The organism is Streptomyces sp. C10-9-1, from assembly GCF_024497955.1.
Taxonomy (GTDB): domain Bacteria; phylum Actinomycetota; class Actinomycetes; order Streptomycetales; family Streptomycetaceae; genus Streptomyces; species Streptomyces sanyensis.
The window spans coordinates 249649-274469 of sequence record NZ_JANHKP010000007.1 but is presented as its reverse complement, the minus strand read 5'-3'; the positions used below and the strand labels follow the sequence as shown (position 1 = coordinate 274469).

Genomic DNA, 24821 nt, shown 5'->3' with positions numbered 1-24821 from the left:
AAGTCTACGCGGGGTGACCTACCTCTGGGCAGGGCGTACGCCTGCTTCCTCGGTCACAGGCTCTTCCTCCGTCCGGGGGACGGCAGGGGAGGAGCCCGCCTTGGCCTCTTCGGCAGCGCGTTCGACCTTCTCCGGGACCACGAAGCGGTAGCCCACGTTCCGGACGGTCCCGATGAGCGACTCGTGCTCGGGGCCCAGTTTGGCGCGCAGCCGCCGGACGTGGACGTCGACCGTGCGGGTGCCGCCGAAGTAGTCGTAGCCCCAGACCTCCTGCAGCAGCTGGGCCCGGGTGAACACCCGGCCCGGGTGCTGGGCCAGGTACTTCAGGAGCTCGAACTCCTTGAAGGTGAGGTCCAGGATCCGGCCCTTGAGCTTGGCGCTGTAGGTGGCCTCGTCGACCGAGAGGTCGCCGTTGCGGATCTCCATGGGGGAGTCGTCGGAGGTGATCTGCTGGCGGCCCATCGCCAGCCGCAGCCGCGCCTCCACCTCCGCGGGGCCGGCCGTGTCCAGCAGGACGTCGTCGATGCCCCAGTCGGCGGTGACCGCGGCCAGCCCGCCCTCGGTGACCACCAGCACGAGCGGGCAGCCCGGGCCGGTGGAGCGGAGCAGCTGGCACAGCGACCGCACCTGCGGCAGATCGCGGCGGCCGTCGACGAGGATCACGTCGGCGCCCGGGGTGTCGACCAGGGCGGGGCCCTCGGCGGGGGCGACCCGGACGCTGTGGAGCAGCAGCCCGAGGGCGGGCAGCACCTCCGTCGAGGGCTGGAGCGCGTTGGTCAGGAGCAGCAGCGAGCTCATCGCGTACCACCTGCCCGGATCGCCATGCGGTCGTCGTGTGCGGTTGGGTGGCCCGTGGTCCTGTGCTCGGTTCGCTCGTCCATGACGTCGGTTCCTCCTCGGTCCCTGCGAGGACGCCTGCGGCACTGCTTCGTCCATCGGCTCTCGCGCGCCTGAGAGCCAGTGTGAGGTTGTGTTCACCCGCCTGTAACAACGGCCGGAAAACGCAAAAGGACCCGGGGGCTGCTGTGCCCGGATCCTTCGCCAGCAGAATAGCCCAGATCGCGGTGGGGGGAAGAGGGCCGATTTCACACTGCGGACAAGTGCGCGATGCCGTGCCGTCTCCCGGGCGCCGCCCGGGTCGCCCCGGCGGGGAGCCCCGGGCGGTGCGGGAGCGCCCTCCTCCGGGGGGCCGACCGGGGGCATCGCCCATGATGGAGGGCGGTGCGACACGAACGAGAGGAGTCCCGCCATGGCAGCGGTGACCATCCGCTACTGGGCAGCGGCCAAGGCGGCGGCCGGGACGGCGGAGGAGCCGTATACGGCCGGTACGCTCGCCGAGGCGCTCGACGCGGTGCGCGAACGGCACCCCGGAGAGCTGACCCGGGTGCTCCGGCGGTGTTCGTTCCTCGTGGACGGAGATCCGGTCGGCACCCGCAGCCATGAGACGGTACGGCTGGCCGAGGGCGGCACGGTCGAGGTGCTCCCGCCGTTCGCAGGAGGGTGAACCCCACAGTATGAGCAGCGATCAGCAGTACCCGTCCGACCCCGGTGCGCCGTCCGGGGGAGGCCGCGGCGGCGGGCCCCGTCCCGGTCCGGGCGATCCCCCCGCGCAGGGGCACGGCGGGTACGCGGCCGGGGGGTACGCGGCCACCGGCGCGGGTGCCCACCCGTACGGCGTCCACGACGCCGCCCCGCCGGGCGCGTACGGCAGCGCGCAGGGCGGTGCGCAGGCGGCCTCCGCCCCGTACGGTGGCGCACCGGGCTCGTACGGCGGACCGCAGGGCCCGTACGGGAGCGTCCCGCAGGGCGGCGCCGACCCCGCCTCGCAGGGCGGCGCCGACTCCCGGCAGCAGCCCCAGGGGTATGCCGCGCCGGGTCCGTACGACGCCCGGGGGTACGCGGCGCCGGGCTCGCAGGGCGGGCCGGTACCGGGCCCCCAGGGGTACGCGGCGCCGGGTCCGTACGACGCCCGGGGGTATGCGGCGCCGGGTCCGTACGACGCCCAGGGGTATGCAGCGCCGGGCGCCTACGCGGGGGCCCCGCACCCGCAGGCGCCCGCCCCGCAGGGCCCGTCGGGCGGGCCGCCCGTCGCCGACCCCGCGGCCACGCAGACCTGGCAGGGCGAGACCTGGGACACGCAGTACCAGCCCGCGGTCCGGCCCCAGGCCCCCGCCGGAGCTCCCGCGGGAGCCTTCCCGCAGGCCGCGGCGGCACCCGGGGCGCCCCACCCGGCCCCCGCCGCCCACCCGGCCCCGGCTGCCCCGGCCGCCCCGTGGCAGCACGGCGGCCCCGCGCCCGCCCCGGGGTCCGGGACCGCGGGGGTCCCGCTGCCGCCGGAGGAGTCCGGTCCCGGGACCGGACCCGGGGCCGCTCCGGGGGGCGGTGCCCCCGAGGAGTACGGACCGGCCACGGTCGCCGGGAACCGGCGGATCACCGACGCGCAGCGGGCGCGCGCCGAGGGGCGCTCGCCCGTCATCCCGCCCGGGATGCAGCCGGCCGGCCTCACCGCGCTGCTGGCCCTGCTGATGGCGGGCGGCGCGGTGCTCGGCACCTACGGCCTGCTGGTGCCGCTGGTGCTGCTCCAGGCGGTCACGGCCGCCGGCTGGTTCCGCCTCAACGGGATGTGGCCGGCCCGCCAGGGCATCGCCCTGGCCTTCGCGGGCGGCCTCGCGGCCGACGCCGCGCTGCTCGCGGCCGGGCGCTCCCACGCGGCAGCGGCCACGCTCGGGGCGCTCGGCGTCTGGGTGCTGCTCACCCTGGTGATGCAGCTGCGCAGCCGGGCGGACGCGGACGAGCGCCTGTACGGGCTGATGGCCACGGCCGTCTCGGCGGCGCTGGCGATCCTGGCGGCGGGCCATCTCGCCGCCGCCCCGGACGCGGTCGTGGTCGGTGCCGTGGCGGTCGCCGCCGCCACCCCGGCCCGCGCGCTGCCGCTGCCGGGTGCGCTGTCGCTCCCCGCGGCCCTTGCGGCCGCGGCCGGTGCGGGCTTCGCCGCGGGCGCCGCCCTCGGCATCGGGGCCCCGGGCGCGCTGCTGGGTGCCGCGGCCGGCGGGTGCGCGCTGATCGGCCTGCGGGTGGCGAGCTACGACTACCCGTCCCGCTTCGTCCACATGACGGCGGGCGTGGCCCTGCCGCTGGCGGTCGCCGCTCCCGCGGTCTACCTGCTCGGGCGTGCGGTGGTCTGAGCCGGCGGGTGCCGCGGGCCGCCGCCGGCGGCACCCTGTGAGGAGGCGGACGTCCCGGAACCAACGGTGGTCCCGGGACGTCGATCATTGAACGGACCGGACGGCGTCGTCCGGCAGCGAATCCCGCCCGTGCGGCCGGGGCCACGGACAGGGGTGGGGGACACCGAGAGATGCGAGCACTGCGGATACTTCTGGTCATCGCCGTGGTCCTGGGCGGCCTCTTCGCCGCCGCCGACCGGCTGGCGGTCGGCTTCGCGGAGTCGGAGGCCGCCGACCGCATCAGGGCGAGCCGGCAGCTGGCCTCGACCCCCGAGGTGTCGATCCACGGCTTCCCCTTCCTCACCCAGCTGGCGGGCGGGGAGCTTCACGAGGTGGAGGTCTCCATGGCCGGGATCACGGCCACCGCCGACGGCCGCGAGGTCGACGTCACCGAGGTGCGCGCGAAGCTGCGGGACGTGCGGATCGGCAGCGGCTTCTCCTCGGCGGTCGCGGGGAGCGCGGAGGGGTCGGCCCGGATCTCCTACGAGGACCTCAGCGAGGCGGCACCCGAAGGCGCCGTGGTGGGCTACGCGGGCGCCGAGCGCGCGGCGAAGGGGCAGGTGGAGCTGAGGGGCCGGCTCGTGGAGGTGCTGGAGGGCGCCGGGGTGCCGGTGCCCGGCGCGGTCGAGGCGCTGCTGGGCGACCGCGAGGTGAGCACCTACAGCACGGTGACGCTGGTCGAGGGCAGCACGGTGCGCCTCCGGGCGGAGGCGCTGCCCGAGCTGCCGGTGCCCGGTCTCGGGGAGCGGCTGCGCAGGGTCGTCGACTACGACCTGGAGATCGGCGGCCTGCCGACCGGGATCGAGCTGGACACGGTCCGGGCGGGCGAGGGCGGTCTGAGCTTCTCCGGCAGGGGGACGGACGTCACCCTGACCGGGTGAGGGCCGTGGCCCGGCCGCGCGGCTCTCCCGGGCCGCGGGGATGCTCCCGTGGCGGCAGGCGGCAGGCGGCAGGCGGCAGGCGGCAGGCGGCAGGCGGGCATTCGGGCAGACGGCGGGGCGCCGGGGCGGTGCGTCCGGACGGGGGTCGGTCCGGCGGCGGGGCGGTGGCCGAGCGCGCCCCCTCAGGGCCACTGGAACCCGGTGCGGCCGCATGGTGAGACACGGGTGTCCGGTGGGTAGAAGGGTGGGGAGCGGGCGCCGCCGGCGGCCGGGCGGGGAGGTCGTCGGGCCCTTCTTCATTTCGAATACTGGACGATCTCGTCTCAGAATATGACACGCCGGTGACACGGCCGCCGTCTCGTCCCTACGATCGGTGCCATGAAGCAGCGACAGGCGGATCTCACGAAGCGGCGGGCAGTAGACCTGTGCCGCGTCGCCGCCATGCTCTGTCGCCTCGTCTGAGCGGGTTCCCGACCCCGTATCCCTCAGGCCCTTCGACCTCTGTCGGGGCCGCCCCGTGCCGACCGGCGCGCCGACGCGCCCGTCCGTGCATCCGCAGCGCACCACCCTCGCGCACCACCGCCGCACACTGCCCCGGAGGAGAAGAAGCATGAGCCGCAGCGACGTCCTGGTAGACGCCGACTGGGTCGAGGCCCACCTCGACGACCCGAAGGTCGTCCTCGTCGAGGTCGACGAGGACACCTCGGCCTACGACAAGAACCACATCCGGAACGCGATCCGGATCGACTGGACCAAGGACCTCCAGGACCCGGTCCGCCGCGACTTCATCGACCAGGAGGGCTTCGAGAAGCTGCTCTCGGCGAAGGGCATCGCCAACGACTCCACGGTCGTGCTCTACGGCGGCAACAACAACTGGTTCGCCTCGTACGCCTTCTGGTACTTCAAGCTCTACGGCCACGGCGACGTCCGCCTGCTCGACGGCGGCCGCAAGAAGTGGGAGCTCGACTCCCGCGACCTGGTCGCCGAGGTCCCCGTCCGCGAGGCCACCGCCTACAAGGCCCAGCCGCAGGACACCTCCATCCGCGCCTTCCGCGACGACGTCGTGGCGGCCATCGGCACGCAGAACCTGGTCGACGTGCGCTCGCCCGACGAGTTCAGCGGCAAGCTGCTCGCCCCGGCCCACCTTCCGCAGGAGCAGTCGCAGCGCCCGGGCCACGTGCCGAGCGCCCGCAACATCCCGTGGTCGAAGAACGCCAACGACGACGGCACCTTCAAGTCGGACGAGGAGCTGAAGGCCCTCTACGCCGCGGAGCAGGTGGACCTGGCCAAGGACACCGTCGCCTACTGCCGCATCGGCGAGCGCTCCGCGCTGACCTGGTTCGTGCTCCACGAGCTGCTCGGCGTCGAGAACGTCAAGAACTACGACGGCTCCTGGACCGAGTACGGCTCCCTCGTCGGCGTGCCGATCGAGCTCGGCGCCGCCAAGTAATCCCGAACCGAACCCCCTCAGGAGAGCAGCATGTGTGGAGCGAAGGCCGGCGGCCCCGACGCCTCGACGATCAAGCCCGGTGAGACCACCATCCAGGGCCAGGTGACCAAGGACGGCGAGCCCGTCGTGGGCTACGTGCGCCTGCTGGACTCGACCGGCGAGTTCACGGCCGAGGTCCCGACCTCGGCGACCGGGCAGTTCCGCTTCTACGCGGCCGAGGGCACCTGGACCGTGCGCGCGCTCGTGCCGGGTGCCACCGCGGACCGCACCGTCGTCGCGCAGCAGGGCGGCCTCGCCGAGGTGGCCATCGCGGTCTGAGACGCGGGCAACGACCGGCCGAAGGGCCGCACCTCCCGGGGGTTGGACGCTTACCGGGAACGGGGTGCGGCCCTTCGGCCCTTCGGCACGCCGCGTCCGGCGCGGACCGCGCCGGGGCCGCCGGACGTAGGCTGGAGGCATGCTCGCCCGGAGGCGCCGCACCTACCTGCTGATGATGAGCGGGTGCCTCGTGCTGTTCGTCTCCGCCTGGGCCGTGGTGCGCCTGTGGTCCGTGCCCGTGGCCGTCGGCATGTGCGTCGTCGCCATGGTCATCCCGCCGGTCGCCGCCATGATGGCGAACCGGCGCGGCCCCGACGACCGCTGGTGGGACGACCCGTCCGGGGACCCGCAGTCCGACGAGTGGTGGGACGAGCTCGACGGCAAGCGCCGCCGCCCGCCGGGATGAGCGCCGGGTGGGGCCCGGCCGCCGCCCCCGGGGCCGCAGCCGTCAGTAGACCAGCGCCTGCGCCCCGTCCTGGACGGCCTCGCTGACGAACACCTGGGCGCCCGCGATCCGCACGCCCTCCAGCACGTCCTCCTCCGTGATCCCGCGCCGGGCCGCGCACTGGGTGCACAGCGTCACCGAACCGCCCGCCAGCACCGCGTCGAGCAGCTCCGGCAGCGGGGCGGCGTGCGGCAGCTCGAACTCCGCGGCGCGCCCGGGCAGCGTGAACCAGGAGGACTCCCCGGTCAGCCACAGCGAGACCTCCACACCGCTGGCGACGGCGACGGCGGCCACGGTGAAGGCCTGGGAGCAGCGCTCGGGAGCGTCGGCCCCCGCGGTCACCTTGATCACGAGCTTCTTCGGCATATGCCGAACTGTAATCCCCGGGGCCGCAACCCTCCGCCGTACTCGGCGGTCTGCTCGGTGCGCGGACAGCCGGTCCGCGGCTCGTCAAGCAGTGGAGGGGACTCTTGGAACCGCAAGCACCGCCGCCCACGGGCTCGTCCGGCGCACCGCCGGACGAGCTCTCTCGTGTCCCGGGCACGGCACCGGAGCCCGCCCCGGGGGCGGCGCCCGGCGCGCACACCCCGGACGGGGCCGACGCGGCGCCGCCCGCCGAGGGCCGCCGGGAGCCGGACGGTGAGCAGGCTTCCCCCGCCCAGCCCGCCCCGGACACGGCGCCGGCGCCGCCGGAGGCCCCGGAACCTGCCGCGGACACCCCCGAGCCGGACGCCGCCGGAACCCCCGGCCCGCGCCCGCGCCGGAAGCGGCGCGCGGTGGCCGTCCTGGCGGCCGCCCTCGTCCTCGGCGTCGTCGGCGGCACGGCCGTCGGCTACGCCGTGCAGGCCGACCGGGCGCCGACCCCGCTCCCGCCGCTCGCGCAGCAGGGGCTCACCCACCCGGCGGAGCCGCTGCCCGGGGGAGAGACGATCGAGCCCCTCCCCGAGGAGGAGGACCACGGGGCCCGCACCTCGGGCGACCTGCGCAAGCTCCTCCTGCCGGTACCGAAGGGGGCGCGCGCGTCGGAGGCCGCGGCCCTTCCCGACGGCTGGGTCCGCCTCGACCAGTTCGCCGCCCAGTTCGAGTTCCCCGACTTCGCCTTCGAGAAGTTCGCGAGAACGGGCTTCCGCCGGGCCGTCACCAGGGCCTGGGAGAAGGGCGACCGGCTGGTCGTCGTCAACCTCGTCCAGTTCCGCCGCGGCGGCGCCACGGGCGCGCGGGTGTACGTCGAGGAGCAGCTCGACTACCTCGACGAGGACCGCACGGGACGCGTCGGGAAGCCCGTTCCCGGATCGGGCAACGGCCGCTTCGTGATCGAGAAGGGCACCCCCTACGAGGGCGGCCCGCAGGGCAGCCTGGCGCAGGCGCTCGCCTACCGGGGCGACGTGGCGATGGAGATCTACGTCTTCGACCGTGCTCCGATCACGGAGAAGGACATCCGAACGCTGGCCGAACGGCAACTGGGGCGCCTGTGACGAACGACGACCGCACCTCCGTCCCCGCGTCCGGCCCGGACGACGCCCCCGCAGCCGACGCGGCCGCCGGTCCCGCGTCCGGCGCCGCGACGCCCTCCGGCAGGCGCCGCAAGGCGCTCACCGTCCTGCCCGCGGTGGGCGTGCTGGCCGCCGTCGGTGCGGGGCTGGTGTTCACAGGGGTCACCGTCCGCGGGGCCGATACGCACGTGCCCACCACGATCTGGGCCGCGTCCGGGGACGACGGCTCCACGGACGAAGGCTCCGAGGACCCGGCGGCCTCGGCGCACCGCGGGCGCACCGACAACGAGTTGAGCAAGCTCCTGCTGCCCGTACCCGGCGGCTACGGCCTCGGGCCCGACCTCGAAGGATCGGGGAACGACGTCCTTCTGACGCGTCAGGAGGCCGGTGCGCAGCTGAAGGCGTCCCTGGACGGGCTGTACGGCAGGGAGCGCCGGGAGGCCGAGCGCCGGATCGACGCACTCGGCCTGCAGGGCCTGGCCAGTCGCTCGTACCTGAAGGACTCGCACGACCTGGTGGTGCAGGTCTCCGTCGGCCAGATGACGGACCGGAACGCCGCCCGCGACTGGTACCGCGAGGAACTCGCCTGGTACGAGGAGGCCGGGGTGCCCGAGGGACCGGAGGTCCGGGACCACGAGAACGCCTCCTGTGTGCTTCCGCAGGGCAACGGCACGGATCCGGACGATCGGGAGCCGTACCTGGGCCTGATGCGCTGTGTGGCCTACGAAGGCGAGTACTTCGTGTCGCTGACGGCCTACGGCAGCGCGCCGTTCCCGCGCCTCGCGGCCGCCCGGCTCATGAAGGACCAGCTCGACCACATCGCGTCCCCGGGGGAGTACGTATGACCGGCACCACCACGACCGAGCAGCGGCCCGAACCGGCTGCCGCGGACCACCCGGTGGTGCCCGCGCCCCCCGCCACCGCCCCCCGCGCACGCTCACCGCGGTGGCGGTCCGTCGCCCTGTGGGCCGCGGCCGCCCTCGTGTGCGGCGGGGCGGGCACGGGCACGGCACTGGGGATCACGGGGCTGGAGCGCACGGACGTGCCGGGCCTCGGGACCGCGTCCGACGGCCGCTGGGACTACCCGGAGCTTTCCCTGCCCGCCCTGCCCGCCGGTGTGCAGCGGCCCTTCACCGAGGGCAACCTCGGCGAGGTGCACCACGCCGACCTGCGCGACCTGGTGCTCCCCGCACCCCGGGGAGCGGAGCCGGACGAGGTGCTGGACGGCGGGTTCGTCCCGGTCGACCGCTATCTCGCCGAGTTCCAGGAGGACGAGCGCGAGGAACTGCGCCAGAAGCTCCTCGACCTCGGCCTGCGGCATGTCGCGGCCCGTGGGTGGAGCATGCCCGACGGCACCCGTACCCGCGTCTACCTGCTGCGCTTCCCCTCGGTCGGCCAGGCGGACACCTTCAGGTCCGACGGGCTCGTGACGGGCGCCGCACTGGGCGCGCGGCTGGCGGACGGCCCGGAGTCCGAGCTCGACGTCGACTACGACGCGACCAGGAAGGTCACCGGCACCACGACCCTGGTGTACCAGGAGCCGAAGCCCCACGGCGAGGTGCAGCTGCGGCACGGCCACGTCCTCGCCGGTGACACCCTCGCCCTGGTCGTCCACGCCCGGAAGGGCGGCGCCCCCGCCGTCCCCTTCCACCAGAGCCTGGTCCTCCAGAACCAGCTGCTGGGCTGACGGCGGCCGAGCGCCGCCCCCGCGCGGCCCCGTCCCGCCCCGCGCCCGCCGCGGGCGCACCTCGCAGAACGGGCCGGGCCCCCGGCGACTAAGCTGGGGCCCGGCCCTGTCCGCCGTCACGCTCAGTCGAGGAGTCCTTCCGTGATCGTTTTCTTCGAAGCCCTGCTGGTCCTGGTCTGCGTCGGCGTGCTCGCCTTCACCGGTCTCGCCGTGAAGAAGCTCTACCAGGGCCAGCGCTGACTCCTCCGCCCGACCGCCTCCGACCGACAGAGCTGCTCATGATCGAGATCCCGTCCGACCTCAACCCGGACCTCGTGCCCCTCGCCTTCCTCCTCGGCACGTGGGAGGGGGCCGGCGTCTCCGACTTCCCCGGCGCCGAGAAGTGCAACTTCGGCCAGTCCGTCACCTTCAGCCACGACGGCCGGGACGTGATCGAGTACGTCTCGCACAGCTGGGTGCTCGACGCGGAGGGCAACAAGGTCCGCCCGCTGGAGTCCGAGAGCGGCTTCTGGCGCATCGACAAGCAGCGCAAGGTCGAGGTCGTCATGGTCCGCGACCAGGGCATCGTGGAGATCTGGTACGGCGAGCTGGCCGACCAGAAGCCGCAGATCGACCTCGCCACGGACGCCGTCGCGCGGACCGCCGCCTCCGGCCCCTACAGCGGAGGCAAGCGGCTGTACGGCTATGTGAAGGGCGACCTGATGTGGGTGGGCGAGAAGGCCACCCCCGAGGTCCCGCTGCGGCCCTACATGTCGGCGCACCTCAGGAAGGTCGTCAGCCCCGAGGACGTCGCCTCCTGGGCCAAGGACCTCGGCGACCTGCCGGACGACGGCATCGCCTTCTTCAAGTAGGCCCGCCGCGGGGCGGGCCCGCTCCGGGCCCGCCCGCGCCCCGCGCCTCCCCGTCCGGCGCGGACACCGAAGGCCCGCGGTCCGGACCCCCGCCACCCCGCGGGTGCGCCCCTCCCCGGCGGAATCCCGCCGGGTGTGCCGCCCGACGGGCCCGCGCCCGCCCGCCCGCGGGCCGTACCCGCCTAGACTGGGGGCGTGGTGAGCATCGACTGGAAGTCCGATCTGCGCAGGCGCGGGTACCGGCTGACCCCGCAGCGCCAGCTCGTCCTGGAGGCCGTCGACACCCTGGAGCACGCCACCCCGGACGAGATCCTGGGCGAGGTGCGCAAGACGGCGTCGGGCGTCAACATCTCCACGGTCTACCGCACGCTGGAGCTGCTGGAGGAGCTGGGCCTGGTCTCCCACGCCCACCTGGGCCACGGGGCCCCCACCTACCACCTGGCGGACCGCCACCACCATCTGCACCTGGTGTGCCGGGACTGCACCGAGGTCATCGAGGCCGACGTGGCCGTCGCGGCCGAGTTCACCGAGAAGCTGCGCCGGGAGTTCGGCTTCGACACGGACATGAAGCACTTCGCGATCTTCGGCCGGTGCGCGACGTGCTCCGCAAAGCCCCCGCCTACCGGGTCGTAGGCTTGTTCGCATGAAGAGCCCTCTCCTGTCCCTCCCCGGTGCCGTACCGGCCGAGGGACGCGACGAAGGGGTCGCCGCCCACTACGGCGACCTGTTCCGTGAGCAGCGCGCACTCGCCGACGGCCGGGGCATGGTCGACCTCTCCCACCGCGGGGTCGTGACCGTCACCGGGGACGACCGGCTGAGCTGGCTGCACCTGCTGCTCACCCAGCACGTCAGCGACCTTCCCGCGGGCCGGGCGACCGAGGCCCTGATCCTCTCGGCGAACGGGCACATCGAGCACGCGCTCTACCTCGTCGACGACGGCACGACCGTCTGGGCGCACGTGGAGCCGGGCACCCGGGAGGCGCTGCTCGCCTACCTGGAGTCGATGAAGTTCTTCTACCGGGTCGAGATCGCGGACCGGACGGCGGACACCGCCGTGGTGCACCTGCCCGCCGGGTCCATCGCGCAGGTGCCGGACGGTGTCGTGGTGCGGGAGACGGCGTACGGGCGCGATCTGTTCCTGCCGCGTGCGGACCTGGAGTCCTTCGCCGGGGACAACGGCCCGCCGGCCGGGATCCTCGCCTACGAGGCGCTGCGCATCGAAGGCCGGCGTCCCCGGCTGGGCTTCGAGACGGACCACCGCACCATCCCCCACGAACTGGGCTGGATCGGCACCGCCGTCCACCTCCAGAAGGGCTGCTACCGGGGTCAGGAGACCGTGGCCCGTGTCCACAACCTGGGGAAGCCGCCGCGGCGGCTGGTCTTCCTCCACCTGGACGGCAGCGAGGTGCACCTGCCCGGTCCCGGGGCGCCGGTGCGGCTGGCGGCCGACGGCGAGGAGGGCCGCCAGCTCGGCTTCGTCACGAGCTCCGGCCGCCACCACGAACTCGGGCCCATCGCGCTCGCCCTGGTGAAGCGGAACGTGCCCGTGGACGCCGAGCTGCTGGCGGGGGACACCGCGGCCGCTCAGGAGACGGTGGTCGAGCCGTAGCACCCGGCGGCAGCCCGCCCCCGGGCGCGGCCCCGGCCCGGGGGCCGTCCTCGGGGGCGGACCGCGCCGGCCCGGCTCAGACCTCGATCAGGACCGTGAACGGGCCGTCGTTGGTGAGCGAGACCCGCATCCCGGCCCCGAAGCGGCCCGTGGCCACGGTCGCGCCGAGGGCCCGCAGCTGCGCCACCACCTCGTCGACCAGCGGTTCGGCGACCGGGCCGGGGGCGGCCGCGTTCCATGTGGGCCGGCGCCCCTTCCGGGCGTCCCCGTAGAGGGTGAACTGGGAGACCACCAGCAGCGGCGCGTCCACGTCCGAACAGGACCTCTCATCCTTCAGCATACGAACCGACCATAGTTTCCTGGCCAGTTGGGCCGCCTTCGCCGGGGTGTCGTCATGGGTCACCCCGACCAGCACACACAGCCCCTCGCCCGTGATCTCGCCGACCGTCTCGGGACCCGACTCACCCGGCACGACGACGCTCGCGCCGTCCACCCTCTGCACCACTGCACGCATGCGGAGAAAACTACCCGGCCGCCATTCGGGGCCGAACCGGTGCGGACCGCCTGCGTCGGCGCGGATCCGAATGGCACGATGCATCCAGGCGGTGCACTTCGGGCCCCTCGGGCCGTGGGAGCCCGTGCACCGGTCGCGAGGGGACGGACGAAGCACATGACCACCACATCTTCCGGCGCCGGGCGCCGGCTCGGCGCCGTACCGGACACCCTGCCGGACGGCGGCGGCACGGGCGGCGCGGCACAGGAGCCCGGCGCCCCCGGGACGCCCCCGGCGCCCGGCGCGGACCCGGCCGGCGCCCAGGGGGGCCGTCCCGGCCTCCCGCCGCCCGATCTCCGGGCCCTGCGCCTGACCGAGCTGCGCACCCTCCGGCGCGAATCCCAGCGGGACGAGGCCGACCTCAGCTATCTGCGCCGCCTGGTCCAGGGCCGCCTCGACATCCTGCGGGCCGAGGTGGGGCGCCGGGCCGACCCGGAGTCCCCGGTGGTCGACCGGCTCTCCGAGATCCTGGCCGACCCGCCCTCGCGGCGGGGCTCCTCCGCCCGCCACGTCACCCTGTCGACGCCGCACGGTGAGGAGTACCGGCGCCTCGCCTCCGAGATGCTGGACGAGATCGCGCTCTCCGACCTCGACGCCCGGACGGACGAGGAGCTCCGGACGGCGATGGGGCGCCTGATCTCCTATGAGCGCCAGGTCTCCCGCCGCAGGCAGGAGCTCCAGCGCACGGCCGACGATTGCAGTGCCGAGATTGCCCGCAGGTACCGTGAGGGCGAAGCACAAGTAGACGATCTGCTGACCTGAGCGGTGCTCCGGGCGACCCCCGGAGGGCTTCGGGGGGCGGGTCCCGCCGCACTGGAGCCGACTGCCATGACACCGTCCCCCGCCCCTTCCGGCATAGCCCCGCAGCCCGCGCCCCCGGTACTCGCGGAGGTGGTGCGCTCGGGCTTCGTCGAGGGCCACCACCGGGGCTCCCTGGTGGTGCTGGCGGCGGACGGAAGCGTGGAGCTGGCGGTCGGGGACCCGGAGGCGCCCGTCTTCCCCCGGTCGTCCAACAAGCCGTTCCAGGCGGCCGCCGTGCTCCGCGCGGGGCTCGACCTGTCCGGCGAGCGCCTGGCCCTGGCCGCGGCCAGCCATTCCGGGGAGGAGTTCCACCTCGCACTCGTCCGCCGGATGCTCGACGAGGCCGGCCTGACCGCCGACGACCTGCGCACCCCGCCCGACCTGCCGCTCGACCCCGCCGAGGCCGAGGCGTACCTGGCGGCCGGCCGGGTGCGCGACAAGGTCACCATGAACTGCTCGGGCAAGCACGCCGCGATGCTCGCGGCCTGCGCCCTGAACGGCTGGGACCGGGCCGGCTACCTCGACCCCGCCCACCCGCTCCAGCGCCTGGTGCACTCCGTCGTGGAGGAGGCGGCGGGCGAGCAGGTCGCGGCGGTGGGCACCGACGGCTGCGGGGCACCGCTGATGGCGATCGGGCTGACCGGCCTGGCCCGCGCCTACCGCCACCTGGTCCTGGCGGCCCCGGACAGCCCCGAGCGCCGGGTCGCGGACGCGATGCGGGCCCATCCGGAGTACGTGGCGGGCACCCGCCGTCCGGACACCTGGCTGATGCGGGAGCTGCCGGGGTCCCTGTCGAAGATGGGCGCGGAGGCGGTGCAGGCGGTGGCGCTCGCGGACGGGCGCGCGCTGGCGTTCAAGATCGACGACGGCGCCGGTCGGGCCCTCGGCCCGGTCATGGCCCGGGCGCTGCGGCTGATGGGTGTGGACGCCCCGGTCGTCGAGCGGATCGGTCATCTGCCGCTCCTGGGCGGCGGGGCGAAGGTCGGGGAGGTCCGCGCCGTCTTCTGACGCGCGGCGGCGGCCGCAGTGCCGCGAGGAGCGGCGGGCGCCCGGCGCCGCGGACCCGGACGCGGGCGATCACCCCGCCGGCGCGGTCCCTTCGGCCGGAACGGTTCGCCCTCCCCGCCCCCGGCGCCCGGCGCGGCTCCCGGGAGGCCGGACCGGGGACGGGCCCACGCGCCGTTCCCCGGGCCGGGCCGTCCCCCGGCAGGCCGCGCCGCGTGCCCGCCCGACCGGGCCCCGGCGCCCCCGCCGCCCGGCCGCGCCCGCGTTCGGAGCGGGCCGCACGGGGACGGAAATCCGCTGGTGCGGGCCCGCGACCGGAGGGAGGATGCGGCGATGGACGACGTCTTCCTCACGACCGGGCGGATGGCGCTGCGGCCGTTCACCGCCCGGGACGCCGGTCCGGTGCTCGCCCTCGACGGCGATCCGTCCGTGATGCGCTTCGTCAACGGCGGGCGGCCGACGACCTTGGAGGCCGTCGAGACCCGCACCCTTCCCCGGCTGATGCACGTCCATCCCTGCCTGGGGACCCCGGGCTACTGGGCGGCGGAGAGCAGGGAGACGGGTGCCTTCCTGGGCTGGTTCGAGTTCCGTCCCCTCGCCGAGGACACCGCGGCCGTCGTGGAGCTGGGCTACCGGCTGCACACGGCCGCCTGGGGCAGGGGCCTGGCCACCGAGGGCGCGCGGGCGCTGATCGACACCGGGTTCACCGGGTACGGGGTCCGGCGGGTGAAGGCCGACACCATGGCGGTCAACACCGCCTCCCGCCGGGTGATGGAGAAGGCCGGGCTGTCCCTCGTCCGCCGCTACACCGAGGACTGGCCCGATCCCCTGCCCGGATCCGAGTACGGCGAGGTCGAGTACGCCCTCACCCGGGAGGTCTGGGCGGAGCGGCGGGCCGGGGACGACGTCCACGGCGCCTCGCCGCGCCGCGGGACCGCCCGGGCCCACGCGGTGTCCGGGCGGCCCTCCGCCCCGCGAGCCACGGTGCCCGACTCCCCGCGCCGGCCCACCGGGGACGACGCGGGAGACCCCGGGGCGCGGGCATGACCCGCCCGGAGGACCGGCCGCTCCTCTTCCTCGACGTCGACGGCCCCCTCATCCCCTTCGGGGCACCCGCGGAACTCCGCCCCGGCGGCTACCCCGGGTACCGCTCGCCGTACGCGCCGCGTGCGGCGGAGAAGCATCCCCTCGTCTCCCGGATCGACCCCGCGCACGGCAGGCGGCTGGAGGCTCTGGGATGCGAGCTGGTGTGGGCGTCGACCTGGGCCGACGACGCCAACACGGTCATCGCCCCCTGGCTCGGGCTGCCCGCCCTGCGCGTCCTGCCGGTCGTCGAGCGGCCCGACACCGCGGAGGCGGACCTGCGGGCCGGGCTCCACTGGAAGACCCGCTCCCTGGTCGCCGCCGCCCGGGGCCGTGCCTTCGCCTGGGTGGACGACGAACTCACGGGGACGGACCGGACCTGGGTCGCGGCCCACCACCGGGGCCCCGCGCTGCTGCACCTGGTCGACCACCGCCGCGGACTCACGGAAGCCGACTTCGCCGTCCTCTCGCAGTGGGTCCGCGCCCACCGGTGAGGCCCACCGGAACACCCGCCCGGCTTGCTCAGCCCGCCGCGTCCGTGAGGACGGCCACGAGTCGAGCGCGGCACGCGGCGGCGAAGGCGGGCCAGCTGCCGCGGTAGTGGGAGTACCCGCTGACGCCGACGGCGATCGCCCAGGCACGGGCGCGCTCCCATGCCGCCCCGTCCACGTCCAGGGCGGCGCGGTAGCTCTCCCGCGCCGCGCGCGGCAGGTCCCACAGCGGCGCGTGCTCCGCGTCGGGGAAGCCGATCGAGAGCGCGCCGAAGTCGATGACGGCGTGCAGCGCGCCCTCCCGGACCAGCAGGTTGGACGGCCGGAGGTCGCCGTGGAGCCAGCGCGGCGGGCCGGCGGGGCCGGGCAGCCGGAGCGCCCTGCGCCACAGTCGCTCCAGTGCGTCGACGTCCAGTGGCCCGCCCCCGTCGGCGTCCCCCGCCGCGCCCGGCTCCGTGTCCTTCACCCCGGGGGCGAGGGCCCGGCACGCGTCGAAGGCCTCGCCGACCCACGAGTCGCAGGCCCCGAGCGGGCCGCCGCGGTACCAGCTCAGTCCGTCCCGGGGCGTCGCACCCATCAGCGCGGTGCCGTGCAGCTCCCGGACGAACTCCGCCAGGTCGGCCCCGAACGCCTCCCAGTCCCGCACGGTACCGGGACCGGGCTCCTCGCCGTCGATCCAGCGGTAGACCGACCAGTTCAGCGGGTACGCGCGGGTGGGGGCTCCGGTGTGCACGGGCTCCGGAACGGCGTGCGGCAGAAAGGGAGCCAGCCGGGGCAGCCAGTACCGCTCCTTGCGGAGCGCGTCGTTCACGGCGGCGGTGCGGGGAAGGCGGACCACCAGCTCGTCGCCCAGCCGGTACATGACGTTGTCCGTCCCCGCGCCCGCCGGTGCCAGGGGCAGGCGGGCCCACTCGGGCCGCTGACGCTCCAGCAGCGACACGACGAGCGACTCGTCGACGGTGATCTCGTCCCGGTGCAGCTTCACCCCGCAAGTCTCGGACGCCGCAGGCCGTGCGGTACAGCGGATTTCGCGGGGAGGCAGGACGGCCGCGGCTCCCGTACCGGGGTGCGGCACCGGCAGCCCCGAGCCGCGTCCCGGCCCACCGGGGACGGTCGCGGAAGCGCCGGCCGGTGGCCGCCCGGGCGGGTGCCGGACGTCAGTCGTCGGGGTCGTCCGGGAGACCGGCGGCCGCTTCGAGGAGCGGCGACCAGGTGCCGGGCAGCGGCGGATCCGTGGCGATGACGTGGCGGGCATGGTCGAGGGCGTACAGGAGGTAGCGCAGGTGCCGTTCCCGGCCCCGGGTCAGCCGTCCGCCGCGTATCGCCTCGGTGGTGAACTCCCCGTTGCCGTCCTCGCACAGGCCGGACGCTCCCTCGGACCGGGCGGCCTCCCGAGCCCAGAAGGACGCGTCCTGCCGGCCTGTCGTCAGACTCAGGTAGGTGCTCGCGTAGGCGGCCATGTCCGCGGGGTCCTCGAAGAGCACGGACAGGACCATGTCGCTCTTGTAGTCGAACCCGAAGTAGTACCGCCGTCCGTCCAGGGTCAGGGACTCGATACCGGCCACGGGGAGGAAGTCCCCGCCCAGAGGGAAGAGGACGGGTGCCTCGTGCTGCTCCGTGTCGTGCTGCTCCATGCGGACGACAGTAGGCGCAGGCACTGACATCCGGCGTCGGCGGCGGATTCCCGGGAACCTCGGGGGCTGCGCAGGGGTGCCGGGGGCGGGGCGCCGCCGTGGCCGCCGGGCACGGCGGCGTCGTCGTCCGGGCGGACCGCTCCTTGACCTCAAGCGCGGACGAGGTCCTAGCGTGCCGATGGACGCGGCCACCGGCCGACGAACAGGAAGGGGCGACGATGATCCTCGTGACCGGCGCGACCGGGAACATCGGAAGTGCTCTGCTGCGGGAGCTGCACCTGGCCGGTGCCGTGCCGGCGCGAGGTCTGACCCGCGACGTGCGACGGGCCTCGTTCCCTGACGGCACGGAAGCCGTTCAGGGCGATCTCGCGCGGGCGGACTCCCTGAAGGCCGCCCTGGAGGGGGCCCGTTCGCTGTTCCTGTTGTCGGGCACGGGCGCGGAGGCGGGGGTCCTGGAGGCCGCCCGGCAGGCGGGCGTGGAGCACGTGGTGCTCGTGTCGTCGATCACGGTGCAGACCCATCCGCACCTGCCCGCGGCCGCCGGGAACCTGGCCGTCGAGCGCCTGGTCAAGGGCAGCGGCATGGACTGGACCGTCCTTCGGCCGACCCAGTTCGCCTCGAACGCCCTGTGGTGGGCGCAGTCGGTCCGCGAACGGGGCCTGGTACGGGCGCCGTATCCCGACGTCGGTCTCCCGACCGTCCACCCCGCGGACGTCGCGGCGGTGGCCGCTGTGGCGCTCACCGAGCCGGGTCACCGGGGGCGGACGTACGCGCTGACCGGGCCGGAGCGCATCACGGTCCGACGGCAGGTGGCGGCCATCGCGGCCGAGTTGGGGCGGGAGGTGGCCCTCGTCGAGACGGGCCGCGAGGAGGCACACCGGCAGTTGGCTCCCTTCCTGGGGGACGAGATCGCCGACGCCGTACTCGACCTGACGGGTGGTGACGTCAACGACGAGCTGCTGAAGGTGCGCGACACCGTTCCCCGGGTCACCGGGTCCGCGGCCCGGTCGTTCCGGCAGTGGGTGTCGGACCACGGTGCGGCCTTCCGCTGAGACCCGAGCGCAGACGGCCCGGGGAGACCGGTGCCGGTCCTCCGTCCCTCCCTCCGTCCCTCCGGCGGGCGGGACGGGAGGGCCGCGTCGTGCCGTTCCCGGCCGCGCCTGCCCGGGCCGGACGGCGCCGTCGCTGCGCCGACGGCAGGCAGCCGCCGCGTGGGCCCCGGGGGACGCGCCCTCCACCGCCGGGAGACGATGTGCGCAGGGTGCCACGGATCCGCGCCCACGACGCGGACCGTACCGAGGAGACGACGTGATCACGGAGTACCGGCGGAAGCTGCGCGAGCGCTATCTCGCCGCCCCCGTCATGTCGGCTCCCGAGCCGTGGCAGCCGGTGACGGACCGCAGGACTCCCATCGGGGGCCTTCTCGGTATCGGATTCGCCGTCCATCCCGACAGCGGCCACGATCTCGTCATGGCCGTGTCCAGCGACGGCCATGGACTCTTCGACGCGGTCACCGGCGAGAAGATCGCCCGCGACCGGGACCCTGACCCGGAAACGAGCACCCCCGACGCCCACCCGGACCTCACCTGCCCCGGGCTCGGCCCCATCACGGGCGTCCCGGTACGCATAGCCGGACTCTTCGGCGGCGGACTGCACCGCACCACGCCGGACGGCTGGACCCTGGACGTCGTCAGCCCCGAGTGGCCCCACGACCGCGTCATCCTCTCCGCCGACGGCGGGTCCCACAAGGGCCCGGCGGGAGGGACGTGGTGGCACGTCCTCCACTCCGAGCACTCGGAACTCCGCGCGGCCGGGTTCTCCCCCTCCGGCCGGACCCTGGCGGTCGCCACCGGCAGCGACCTCACCCTCTGGACCCGGCCCGAACTCCACTTCGACGACTGAGCGGACAGCGGGGCAGCGTGCGGCTTTCACGGAAGCGCGCTGGTGGTGGGCAAGGGCAGCTCAGCCGTCTCGCTCTTCGGCAAGGCTGCCCGTGGCCGTCCGGAGACGGTGCCGGGCCGCTTCCAGACGTTCGGCGTAGTCGGCGGCGAAGATTCCAGGGAGCGCTTTGTCCAGTGTTCCCGCGATCTTGTGGATCGGGGCCCAGGCTGCCGGATCGTCGACCAGGCGGCTGAGATCTGTCATCCGTACTCGCTCCAGCCAGTCCGAGAGGACCAGGGCCTCGTCCGGGGTGAGCTTGATCGTAATGTCGCTGTTCTCCATGACCGGAATCTGATTAGTCACGCTTGGGCCAGACCGGGCCCTGGTCGGTCCAGATGACGCCCTTGTTGCGGCACAGGCAGAAGGGGTGGCCGATCGGGTCGGTGTAGACCTGCCAGCCGTAGCCGTTGGGGCCGATGAAGTCCTTCCTCAGCGTCGCGCCGAGGTCGAGGACGCGGCGCTGCTCGGACTTGATCTCGTCCACCTCGAAGTCGAGGTGGAACTGCTTGGGGTGCTCGCTGTCGGGCCACTGCGGGGCGCGATAGTCGTCCACCCGGATGAATGCCAGCTCGATCTCGCCGAACTGGATTCCAGCCCAGTCCCCGGAGCTGCCTTCCTTGATCGGACGGCCCGTCACCTCGGAGTAGAAAGCCGCCAGCTTCATCGTGTCCGGGCAGTCGATAATGAAATCGGTGAGTCGCAGCATCCCGCGATCTTGTCACAAGCTCACACCCCGACTTCGAGACAGGACCTCGGCCCATTCGACATCGACAAGCCCCAGATCCATCGCCACCTCCGGCTCCGCGTACCTGCCGAGAACGACCGTGAACAGGCCGAGAACCGGACCAGGAAAATAAGATCAAACCCCACGAACGGGGCAAACTTCGTCGCTCAGCGCGCGACGCAATGAGAATCCGACAGCTTCAGTGCGACAGGACAGGCGCTCCTCGCCCGCACGGGAGTCCGCCGAGCCGAGCGGTGACAGGTGCCCTGCTCAAGTGGCGGCCGGCGTGCTCGGTCACAACCGGGCCGGGTGAGGCGCGGAACACTTTTGCAAGCAGTTGCTTGCAATAGTTAGCGGAGGTGCGGCACCATCGGGGCATGGCATCGCTCAACGTCGGCAACCTCGGTGACTACCTCCGCGAGCAGCGGCGCAACGCGCAGCTGTCGCTGCGGCAGCTCGCCGACGCCGCCGGGGTGTCCAATCCGTATCTGAGCCAGATCGAGCGCGGGCTGCGCAAGCCGAGCGCGGAAGTGCTCCAGCAGGTGGCCAAGGCCCTCCGTATCTCGGCGGAGACCCTGTACGTCCGTGCCGGGATCCTCGACGAGCAGGAGCGGGACCGGCTGGAGACGCGGGCGGCGATACTCGCCGACCCCTCGATCAGTGAGCGCCAGAAGCAGGTGCTGCTCCAGATCTACGAGTCCTTCCGCAAGGAGAACGGGCTCGACCCCGGTACCGGCCCCGAGGCCGGTGCCCAGGACACCGCCGATGACGGCCCCCGCACGGCCGACGCGGGCGATGCCGGTCCGAGCATGAACTAGACGACCCATCTGCGTTCGGGAGGACGACAGTCATGGCCATCACCGATGACCTGCGCAAGACCTTCAAGGACCCGACTCCCCTCTACTTCGCCGCCGGCACCGCCGACCTGGCCGTGCAGCAGGCGAAGAAGGTGCCCGGGCTCGTCGAGCAGTTCGCCGCGCAGGCGCCCGCGAGGATCGAGGCGGTGCGGAACACCGACCCCAAGGCCGTCCAGGACCGGGTCGGCGCCCAGGCCAAGGAGGCCCAGGCGAAGGTCGCGGAGTTCCTCGGCGGGCTCGACACCGACCTGAAGAAGCTCGGCGGGAACGCCCAGGACCTGGCGCTGCGCGGTGTGGGCGTGGCCGCCGAGTACGCGGTGAAGGCGCGCGAGACCTACGAGCGCGTCGCCGAGCGTGGTGAGCACACCGTGCGTGCGTGGCGCGGCGAGGCGGCCGAGGAGATCACCGAGATCGCGGTCGCGGTCGAGCCCCCGTCCGCCTCCGAGGGCGACCGGGCGAAGGCGGAGCCCGCGGCCGCGAAGCCCGCGGCCCGCAAGGCCCCCGCCCGCAAGGCAGCCGCGAAGAAGGCGACGCCGCCCGCGGGCGAGTGACCTGCCCCGGGGGCACCGCGGTGACGCGGTGCCCCCGCGGGCTCGTCGCGTCGGCGGCGGCCCCGGAGGTACCTTGGCCGCGAGGCGGCACACACGACTGACGAGGCGGTGTTGGGGATGCTCGCTCAAAACTTCGACCTGGGACTCATGATGATCACCCGGCTGGTGTTCATCGTGACGTCCGTGACGGCCCTGGTGATGGCCGCGGCGGCGCGTGAGGACGCGTACCGTGCCGCGGGCAAGAAGACCAAGTCCTTCTGGCTGATCGTCCTCGGCCTGGCGGTCGCGGTGAACGTCGTCCCGTTCTTCTCGATGCTGCTGCTGTCGATCGCCGGACTGATCGCGAGCATCGTCTTCTTCGTCGACGTGCGCCCCGCCCTGCGGGAGGTCTCGGGCGGCGGTCGCCGCAGCGGCGGTTCCAGTAGCGACGGGCCGTACGGCCCCTGGAACGGCGGCCGCTAGCGGTAGGGGGCCGCGTACCCCGCGGCCCTCCCGTCAGCCGGTCCTGCGTCCTCGCTGCGCGGCCCGGCTGAGCAGCAGTACCGCCACGTCGTCGGTCAGATCGCCGCCGTTCAGCTCCCTCACCTCGCCGACCGCGGCTTCGAGCAGTGCCTCGCCCTCCAGGCCGTCGGTGAGCTGCCGGTTGATCATCGCGAGCATGCCCTCCTGGCCGAGGCGCTGCCGGGTGCCCGGTCCCTTGCGCCCCTCGATCAGCCCGTCCGTGTACATCAGCAGGCTCCACACGCCGCCGAGCTCCACCTGGCGGCGCGGCCAGCGGGCGCGGGGGAGCAGGCCGAGGGCCGGTCCGCCGTCCTCGTAGGGGAGGAGCTGGGCGGCGCGGCCGTGGCGGGCGATGAGGGGGGCGGGGTGCCCGGCCAGGCACAGGCCCGCCCGCCGTCCGTCGGGAGCGATGTCCACGGTGCACAGGGTGGCGAAGATCTCCTCGCTCTCCCGCTCGTGCTCCAGGACGCGCTGGAGGGTGGAGAGCAGCTCGTCCCCGCAGAGCCCGGCGAAGGTCAGGGCCCGCCAGGCGATGCGCAGCTCGACGCCGAGGGCCGCCTCGTCGGGGCCGTGTCCGCAGACGTCGCCGATCATGGCGTGGACGGTGCCGTCCGGGGTGCGGACGGTGTCGTAGAAGTCGCCGCCCAGCAGGGCCCGGGAGCGTCCGGGGCGGTAGCGCGAGGCGAAGCGCAGGTCCGAGCCCTCCAGGAGGGGGGTGGGCAGCAGGCCGCGCTCCAGTCGGGCGTTCTCCTGGGCCCGCAGCCGGGACTCGGCCAGTTTCATCTGCGCGGTGTCCGCGCGCTTGCGCTCGACGGCGTAGCGCACGGCGCGGGTGAGGAGCGGCGCGTCGAGCTCCTCGCGGACCAGGTGGTCCTGGGCGCCGATGCGGACGGCCTCGGCGGCCAGCGCGGAGTCCCCGGAGCCGGTCAGGGCCAGGACCGCGTGGCGGGGGGCGAGGTGCAGGAGGTGCCTCAGCGCGCCGAGCTCCCCGTCCTGGGGGCGGCCGGGCAGCGCGAGGTCGACGAGGACGCAGTGGACGTCGTCGGTGAGCAGCCGCTCCGCCTCCGTGAGGTTGCGGGCCGTGCGGATGCGCACCCGGGCGCCCGTCGCGTCGCGGACCTCGGGGACGCCGAAGGTGCCCGTCGGGTCGTCCTCGACGACCAGCAGCGTCAGGTCGCCGCCGGGCGCTCCGCCGGGGGCGGTCTCCGCGACGGGGACGTTCCTCTGTCGCGGTACGGGTACGGACATCGATCCGGTTTCCTTCCCTCCCCCCGAGGGCGCGGCGACGGCGCCGAACGGCATCCGCCAGACGGGGACCATAGCGTTAGGCGGCGGCGGAACGGAATGGCGACCGGTGAAGAGGCGCTGGCATATGCCGCGCATGGGGAGGTAGTTGACCGCCCGATCATGACGAAGGTCACCCGGCTCCCTCCGGGGCGCCCGTTTTGACCTCATGTGACGCGTGTCGCAACTCACGTGGGCCGGGAGGGCGTGCCGATGGTGCGCCCGGGACGTGTCCGGGGTGCGACGTGTGCGTGGGCCGTGGGGACCCGGCGCCTGACCGCCCGGGAGGCCGGCTACCGGTCCGGGCGGACCACTCCGAGGATCCGCATCGACCCGGCTCCGGCGAGGGTGACATGGCGCCCGGGGCGGGGCGCGTGGATGATCGAGCCGTTGCCCACGTACATGCCGACATGGCTGGCGTCGTCGTGATAGATGATCAGGTCGCCGGGGCGCATCTCCCCGAGGGGGACCCGGGGGAGGAGCCGCCACTGCTCCTGGGAGGTGCGCGGGATGGTGCGGCCGGCCGCCGCCCAGGCCTGCGAGGTCAGTCCGGAGCAGTCGTAGGACCCGGGGCCCTCCGCGCCCCAGACGTAGGGCTTGCCTATCTGGTCGGTGGCGAAGTCGATGGCCTTGCGGCCCTGTTCGCTGGCCCGGCCGCTGATCTCCTTGAGGATGCCGGAGCCGAGCCACCGGCTCTGTGCGCGGTCCTGGGCCTGGCGCTCCAGTTCGAGGAGCCGTGCCAGCTCCTCCTGCTCCAGCCTGTCCTCAAGCTCCCTGGCCTCGGCGATCCTGGTCTCGATCTCCTTGCGGGCCTTGTCCCGCTTCAGCCGGTTGGCCTCCAGCTTGCCCCACTCGGCGCTGGCGCTCTCGCTGTAGGACGTCAGGTCGGCCTGGGTCCTGGCCAGTTCCGCGATGAGGTCCTTGGTGGCCTTGTGGCCCTGCCGGATGCGGCCCAGGCCGTCGAGGAAGAGCCGCGGGTCGTCGGTGAGCGCCAACTGCGCCTCGGGGGGCAGCCCGCCGCCGCGGTACTGCGCCCGGGCCGCGGCGCCCGCACGCTCCTTGAGGTCGGCCAGCCGGGCCTGTCCCTCGGCCATCCGCTGCGCCAGCCGCACCACTTCGGCGGCCTGCTTCCCGGTGCGCTCCTCGGCGAGGTTGTAGGCGTCCGTGGCGGATGCGGCCCGGCGGTACAGCTCTTCGAGCTTCAGGCGCACGGCCTCGAGCGACTCGCCCGGCGGCGGAGGCGCCATCTCCCCGGGCACCGTGACGGAGGCGGGCGGCTGCGGCTCGGGCGCTGCGACGGCCTGCCCCGGCGCCGCGAGCACGGTCAGCGCGGTCACTGCGCCGACCACGGCGATCGCGGCGGCAGTGGCGATGCGGCGTCGAATCACGACTCCCCCTCCGGGCAAGCGCCCACCCCAAAAAACTGATTAACCGTCAG

General features: G+C 74.2%; 31 protein-coding genes. 22 read left to right on the top strand and 9 right to left on the bottom strand.

What is annotated here, in order from left to right:
* Positions 1–18: 18 nt before the first annotated feature.
* Entirely contained in the window at positions 19–798 is a 780-nt protein-coding gene (locus NPS70_RS12545) for a response regulator transcription factor (protein ID WP_256524255.1), read from the bottom strand.
* Between the two features lie 451 nt (positions 799–1249).
* Here NPS70_RS12545 and NPS70_RS12540 point away from each other — a divergent pair, with 451 nt between their 5' ends.
* From NPS70_RS12540 to NPS70_RS12515, 7 genes are all read left to right on the top strand, one after another.
* Positions 1250–1504: a MoaD/ThiS family protein gene (locus NPS70_RS12540; RefSeq protein WP_256524254.1), complete on the top strand. Its 255-nt coding sequence runs from the start codon at positions 1250–1252 to the stop codon at positions 1502–1504.
* A gap of 10 nt (positions 1505–1514) precedes the next feature.
* Positions 1515–3185, top strand: coding sequence for a hypothetical protein (locus tag NPS70_RS12535; RefSeq protein ID WP_256524253.1), 1671 nt, complete (start codon positions 1515–1517; stop codon positions 3183–3185).
* Between the two features lie 170 nt (positions 3186–3355).
* Positions 3356–4105, top strand: coding sequence for a DUF2993 domain-containing protein (locus NPS70_RS12530; protein WP_256524252.1), 750 nt, complete (start codon positions 3356–3358; stop codon positions 4103–4105).
* A 378-nt stretch (positions 4106–4483) separates the two neighbouring features.
* Positions 4484–4567: a putative leader peptide gene (locus tag NPS70_RS28880; protein ID WP_360651805.1), complete on the top strand. Its 84-nt coding sequence runs from the start codon at positions 4484–4486 to the stop codon at positions 4565–4567.
* 148 nt (positions 4568–4715) lie between these two features.
* Positions 4716–5555 (top strand): sulfurtransferase, encoded by an 840-nt coding sequence (locus tag NPS70_RS12525; protein ID WP_256524251.1) that lies wholly within the window; start codon positions 4716–4718, stop codon positions 5553–5555.
* A gap of 30 nt (positions 5556–5585) precedes the next feature.
* Positions 5586–5873, top strand: a complete 288-nt coding sequence (locus NPS70_RS12520; protein WP_003991226.1) for a DUF1416 domain-containing protein — start codon at positions 5586–5588, stop codon at positions 5871–5873.
* Between the two features lie 139 nt (positions 5874–6012).
* Positions 6013–6279, top strand: coding sequence for a DUF3099 domain-containing protein (locus tag NPS70_RS12515; RefSeq protein ID WP_256524250.1), 267 nt, complete (start codon positions 6013–6015; stop codon positions 6277–6279).
* Positions 6280–6321: 42 nt separating this feature from the next.
* Here the strand turns inward: NPS70_RS12515 and NPS70_RS12510 are convergent, their stop codons facing one another.
* Positions 6322–6684: a DsrE family protein gene (locus tag NPS70_RS12510; RefSeq protein WP_256524249.1), complete on the bottom strand. Its 363-nt coding sequence runs from the start codon at positions 6682–6684 to the stop codon at positions 6322–6324.
* A gap of 104 nt (positions 6685–6788) precedes the next feature.
* Here NPS70_RS12510 and NPS70_RS12505 point away from each other — a divergent pair, with 104 nt between their 5' ends.
* The 6 genes from NPS70_RS12505 (at position 6789) to NPS70_RS12480 (ending at position 11958) form a co-directional block, all read left to right on the top strand.
* Entirely contained in the window at positions 6789–7793 is a 1005-nt protein-coding gene (locus NPS70_RS12505) for a hypothetical protein (protein ID WP_256524248.1), read from the top strand.
* Complete coding sequence (locus NPS70_RS12500; RefSeq protein WP_256524247.1) at positions 7790–8656, top strand: hypothetical protein; 867 nt, start codon at positions 7790–7792, stop codon at positions 8654–8656. Before NPS70_RS12505 ends, NPS70_RS12500 begins: the two co-directional genes overlap by 4 nt.
* Positions 8653–9498 (top strand): hypothetical protein, encoded by an 846-nt coding sequence (locus NPS70_RS12495; RefSeq protein ID WP_256524246.1) that lies wholly within the window; start codon positions 8653–8655, stop codon positions 9496–9498. The genes NPS70_RS12500 and NPS70_RS12495 overlap by 4 nt, the downstream gene beginning before the upstream one ends.
* 278 nt (positions 9499–9776) lie before the next feature.
* Positions 9777–10349, top strand: coding sequence for an FABP family protein (locus tag NPS70_RS12490; RefSeq protein ID WP_256524245.1), 573 nt, complete (start codon positions 9777–9779; stop codon positions 10347–10349).
* A 195-nt stretch (positions 10350–10544) separates the two neighbouring features.
* Entirely contained in the window at positions 10545–10982 is a 438-nt protein-coding gene (locus NPS70_RS12485) for a transcriptional repressor (RefSeq protein ID WP_256524244.1), read from the top strand.
* 10 nt (positions 10983–10992) lie between these two features.
* Positions 10993–11958 (top strand): folate-binding protein YgfZ, encoded by a 966-nt coding sequence (locus tag NPS70_RS12480; protein ID WP_256524243.1) that lies wholly within the window; start codon positions 10993–10995, stop codon positions 11956–11958.
* 76 nt (positions 11959–12034) lie between these two features.
* Here the strand turns inward: NPS70_RS12480 and dtd are convergent, their stop codons facing one another.
* Positions 12035–12472, bottom strand: coding sequence for a D-aminoacyl-tRNA deacylase (gene dtd, locus NPS70_RS12475; protein WP_256524242.1), 438 nt, complete (start codon positions 12470–12472; stop codon positions 12035–12037).
* A 156-nt stretch (positions 12473–12628) separates the two neighbouring features.
* Between dtd and NPS70_RS12470 the strand changes: the two genes are divergently transcribed.
* The 4 genes from NPS70_RS12470 to NPS70_RS12455 all read left to right on the top strand — a co-directional run bounded on the left by NPS70_RS12470 (position 12629) and on the right by NPS70_RS12455 (position 15894).
* Positions 12629–13273: an ABC transporter substrate-binding protein gene (locus NPS70_RS12470; RefSeq protein ID WP_256524241.1), complete on the top strand. Its 645-nt coding sequence runs from the start codon at positions 12629–12631 to the stop codon at positions 13271–13273.
* A gap of 66 nt (positions 13274–13339) precedes the next feature.
* Positions 13340–14320 (top strand): asparaginase, encoded by a 981-nt coding sequence (locus tag NPS70_RS12465; RefSeq protein ID WP_256524240.1) that lies wholly within the window; start codon positions 13340–13342, stop codon positions 14318–14320.
* Between the two features lie 330 nt (positions 14321–14650).
* Positions 14651–15364, top strand: a complete 714-nt coding sequence (locus NPS70_RS12460; protein ID WP_256524239.1) for a GNAT family N-acetyltransferase — start codon at positions 14651–14653, stop codon at positions 15362–15364.
* Positions 15361–15894: an HAD domain-containing protein gene (locus NPS70_RS12455; RefSeq protein ID WP_256524238.1), complete on the top strand. Its 534-nt coding sequence runs from the start codon at positions 15361–15363 to the stop codon at positions 15892–15894. The genes NPS70_RS12460 and NPS70_RS12455 overlap by 4 nt, the downstream gene beginning before the upstream one ends.
* A 28-nt stretch (positions 15895–15922) precedes the next feature.
* On the opposite strand, the gene NPS70_RS12450 is transcribed toward NPS70_RS12455, so the two are convergent.
* Both NPS70_RS12450 and NPS70_RS12445 read right to left on the bottom strand, forming a co-directional pair.
* Complete coding sequence (locus NPS70_RS12450) at positions 15923–16876, bottom strand: aminoglycoside phosphotransferase family protein (protein WP_256524237.1); 954 nt, start codon at positions 16874–16876, stop codon at positions 15923–15925.
* A gap of 172 nt (positions 16877–17048) precedes the next feature.
* A complete protein-coding gene (locus NPS70_RS12445) occupies positions 17049–17525 on the bottom strand; it encodes a hypothetical protein (protein ID WP_256524236.1) in 477 nt (158 codons plus the stop codon).
* A gap of 218 nt (positions 17526–17743) precedes the next feature.
* On the opposite strand from NPS70_RS12445, the gene NPS70_RS12440 reads away from it, so the two are divergent.
* Both NPS70_RS12440 and NPS70_RS12435 read left to right on the top strand, forming a co-directional pair.
* On the top strand, positions 17744–18577 hold the full coding sequence (locus NPS70_RS12440; RefSeq protein WP_256524235.1) for an SDR family oxidoreductase: 834 nt from the start codon (positions 17744–17746) through the stop codon (positions 18575–18577).
* 256 nt (positions 18578–18833) lie between these two features.
* Positions 18834–19427 (top strand): hypothetical protein, encoded by a 594-nt coding sequence (locus NPS70_RS12435; RefSeq protein ID WP_256524234.1) that lies wholly within the window; start codon positions 18834–18836, stop codon positions 19425–19427.
* 60 nt (positions 19428–19487) lie between these two features.
* Here the strand turns inward: NPS70_RS12435 and NPS70_RS12430 are convergent, their stop codons facing one another.
* Both NPS70_RS12430 and NPS70_RS12425 read right to left on the bottom strand, forming a co-directional pair.
* The gene (locus tag NPS70_RS12430) at positions 19488–19748 is read right to left on the bottom strand and encodes a hypothetical protein (RefSeq protein WP_256524233.1); all 261 of its coding nucleotides are present in this window, start codon (positions 19746–19748) and stop codon (positions 19488–19490) included.
* Positions 19749–19761: 13 nt separating this feature from the next.
* Entirely contained in the window at positions 19762–20172 is a 411-nt protein-coding gene (locus NPS70_RS12425; RefSeq protein ID WP_256524232.1) for a VOC family protein, read from the bottom strand.
* A 395-nt stretch (positions 20173–20567) separates the two neighbouring features.
* On the opposite strand from NPS70_RS12425, the gene NPS70_RS12420 reads away from it, so the two are divergent.
* The 3 genes from NPS70_RS12420 (at position 20568) to NPS70_RS12410 (ending at position 22060) form a co-directional block, all read left to right on the top strand.
* On the top strand, positions 20568–21008 hold the full coding sequence (locus NPS70_RS12420) for a helix-turn-helix domain-containing protein (protein ID WP_256524231.1): 441 nt from the start codon (positions 20568–20570) through the stop codon (positions 21006–21008).
* Positions 21009–21040: 32 nt separating this feature from the next.
* Positions 21041–21598 (top strand): hypothetical protein, encoded by a 558-nt coding sequence (locus NPS70_RS12415; protein WP_256524230.1) that lies wholly within the window; start codon positions 21041–21043, stop codon positions 21596–21598.
* 117 nt (positions 21599–21715) lie between these two features.
* On the top strand, positions 21716–22060 hold the full coding sequence (locus tag NPS70_RS12410) for a DUF2516 family protein (protein WP_256524229.1): 345 nt from the start codon (positions 21716–21718) through the stop codon (positions 22058–22060).
* A gap of 33 nt (positions 22061–22093) precedes the next feature.
* Here the strand turns inward: NPS70_RS12410 and NPS70_RS12405 are convergent, their stop codons facing one another.
* Together NPS70_RS12405 and NPS70_RS12400 are read right to left on the bottom strand one after the other, a co-directional pair.
* Positions 22094–23347, bottom strand: coding sequence for a PP2C family protein-serine/threonine phosphatase (locus tag NPS70_RS12405; protein WP_256524228.1), 1254 nt, complete (start codon positions 23345–23347; stop codon positions 22094–22096).
* Positions 23348–23676: 329 nt separating this feature from the next.
* The gene (locus NPS70_RS12400) at positions 23677–24771 is read right to left on the bottom strand and encodes a C40 family peptidase (protein WP_256524227.1); all 1095 of its coding nucleotides are present in this window, start codon (positions 24769–24771) and stop codon (positions 23677–23679) included.
* Positions 24772–24821: the final 50 nt, after the last annotated feature.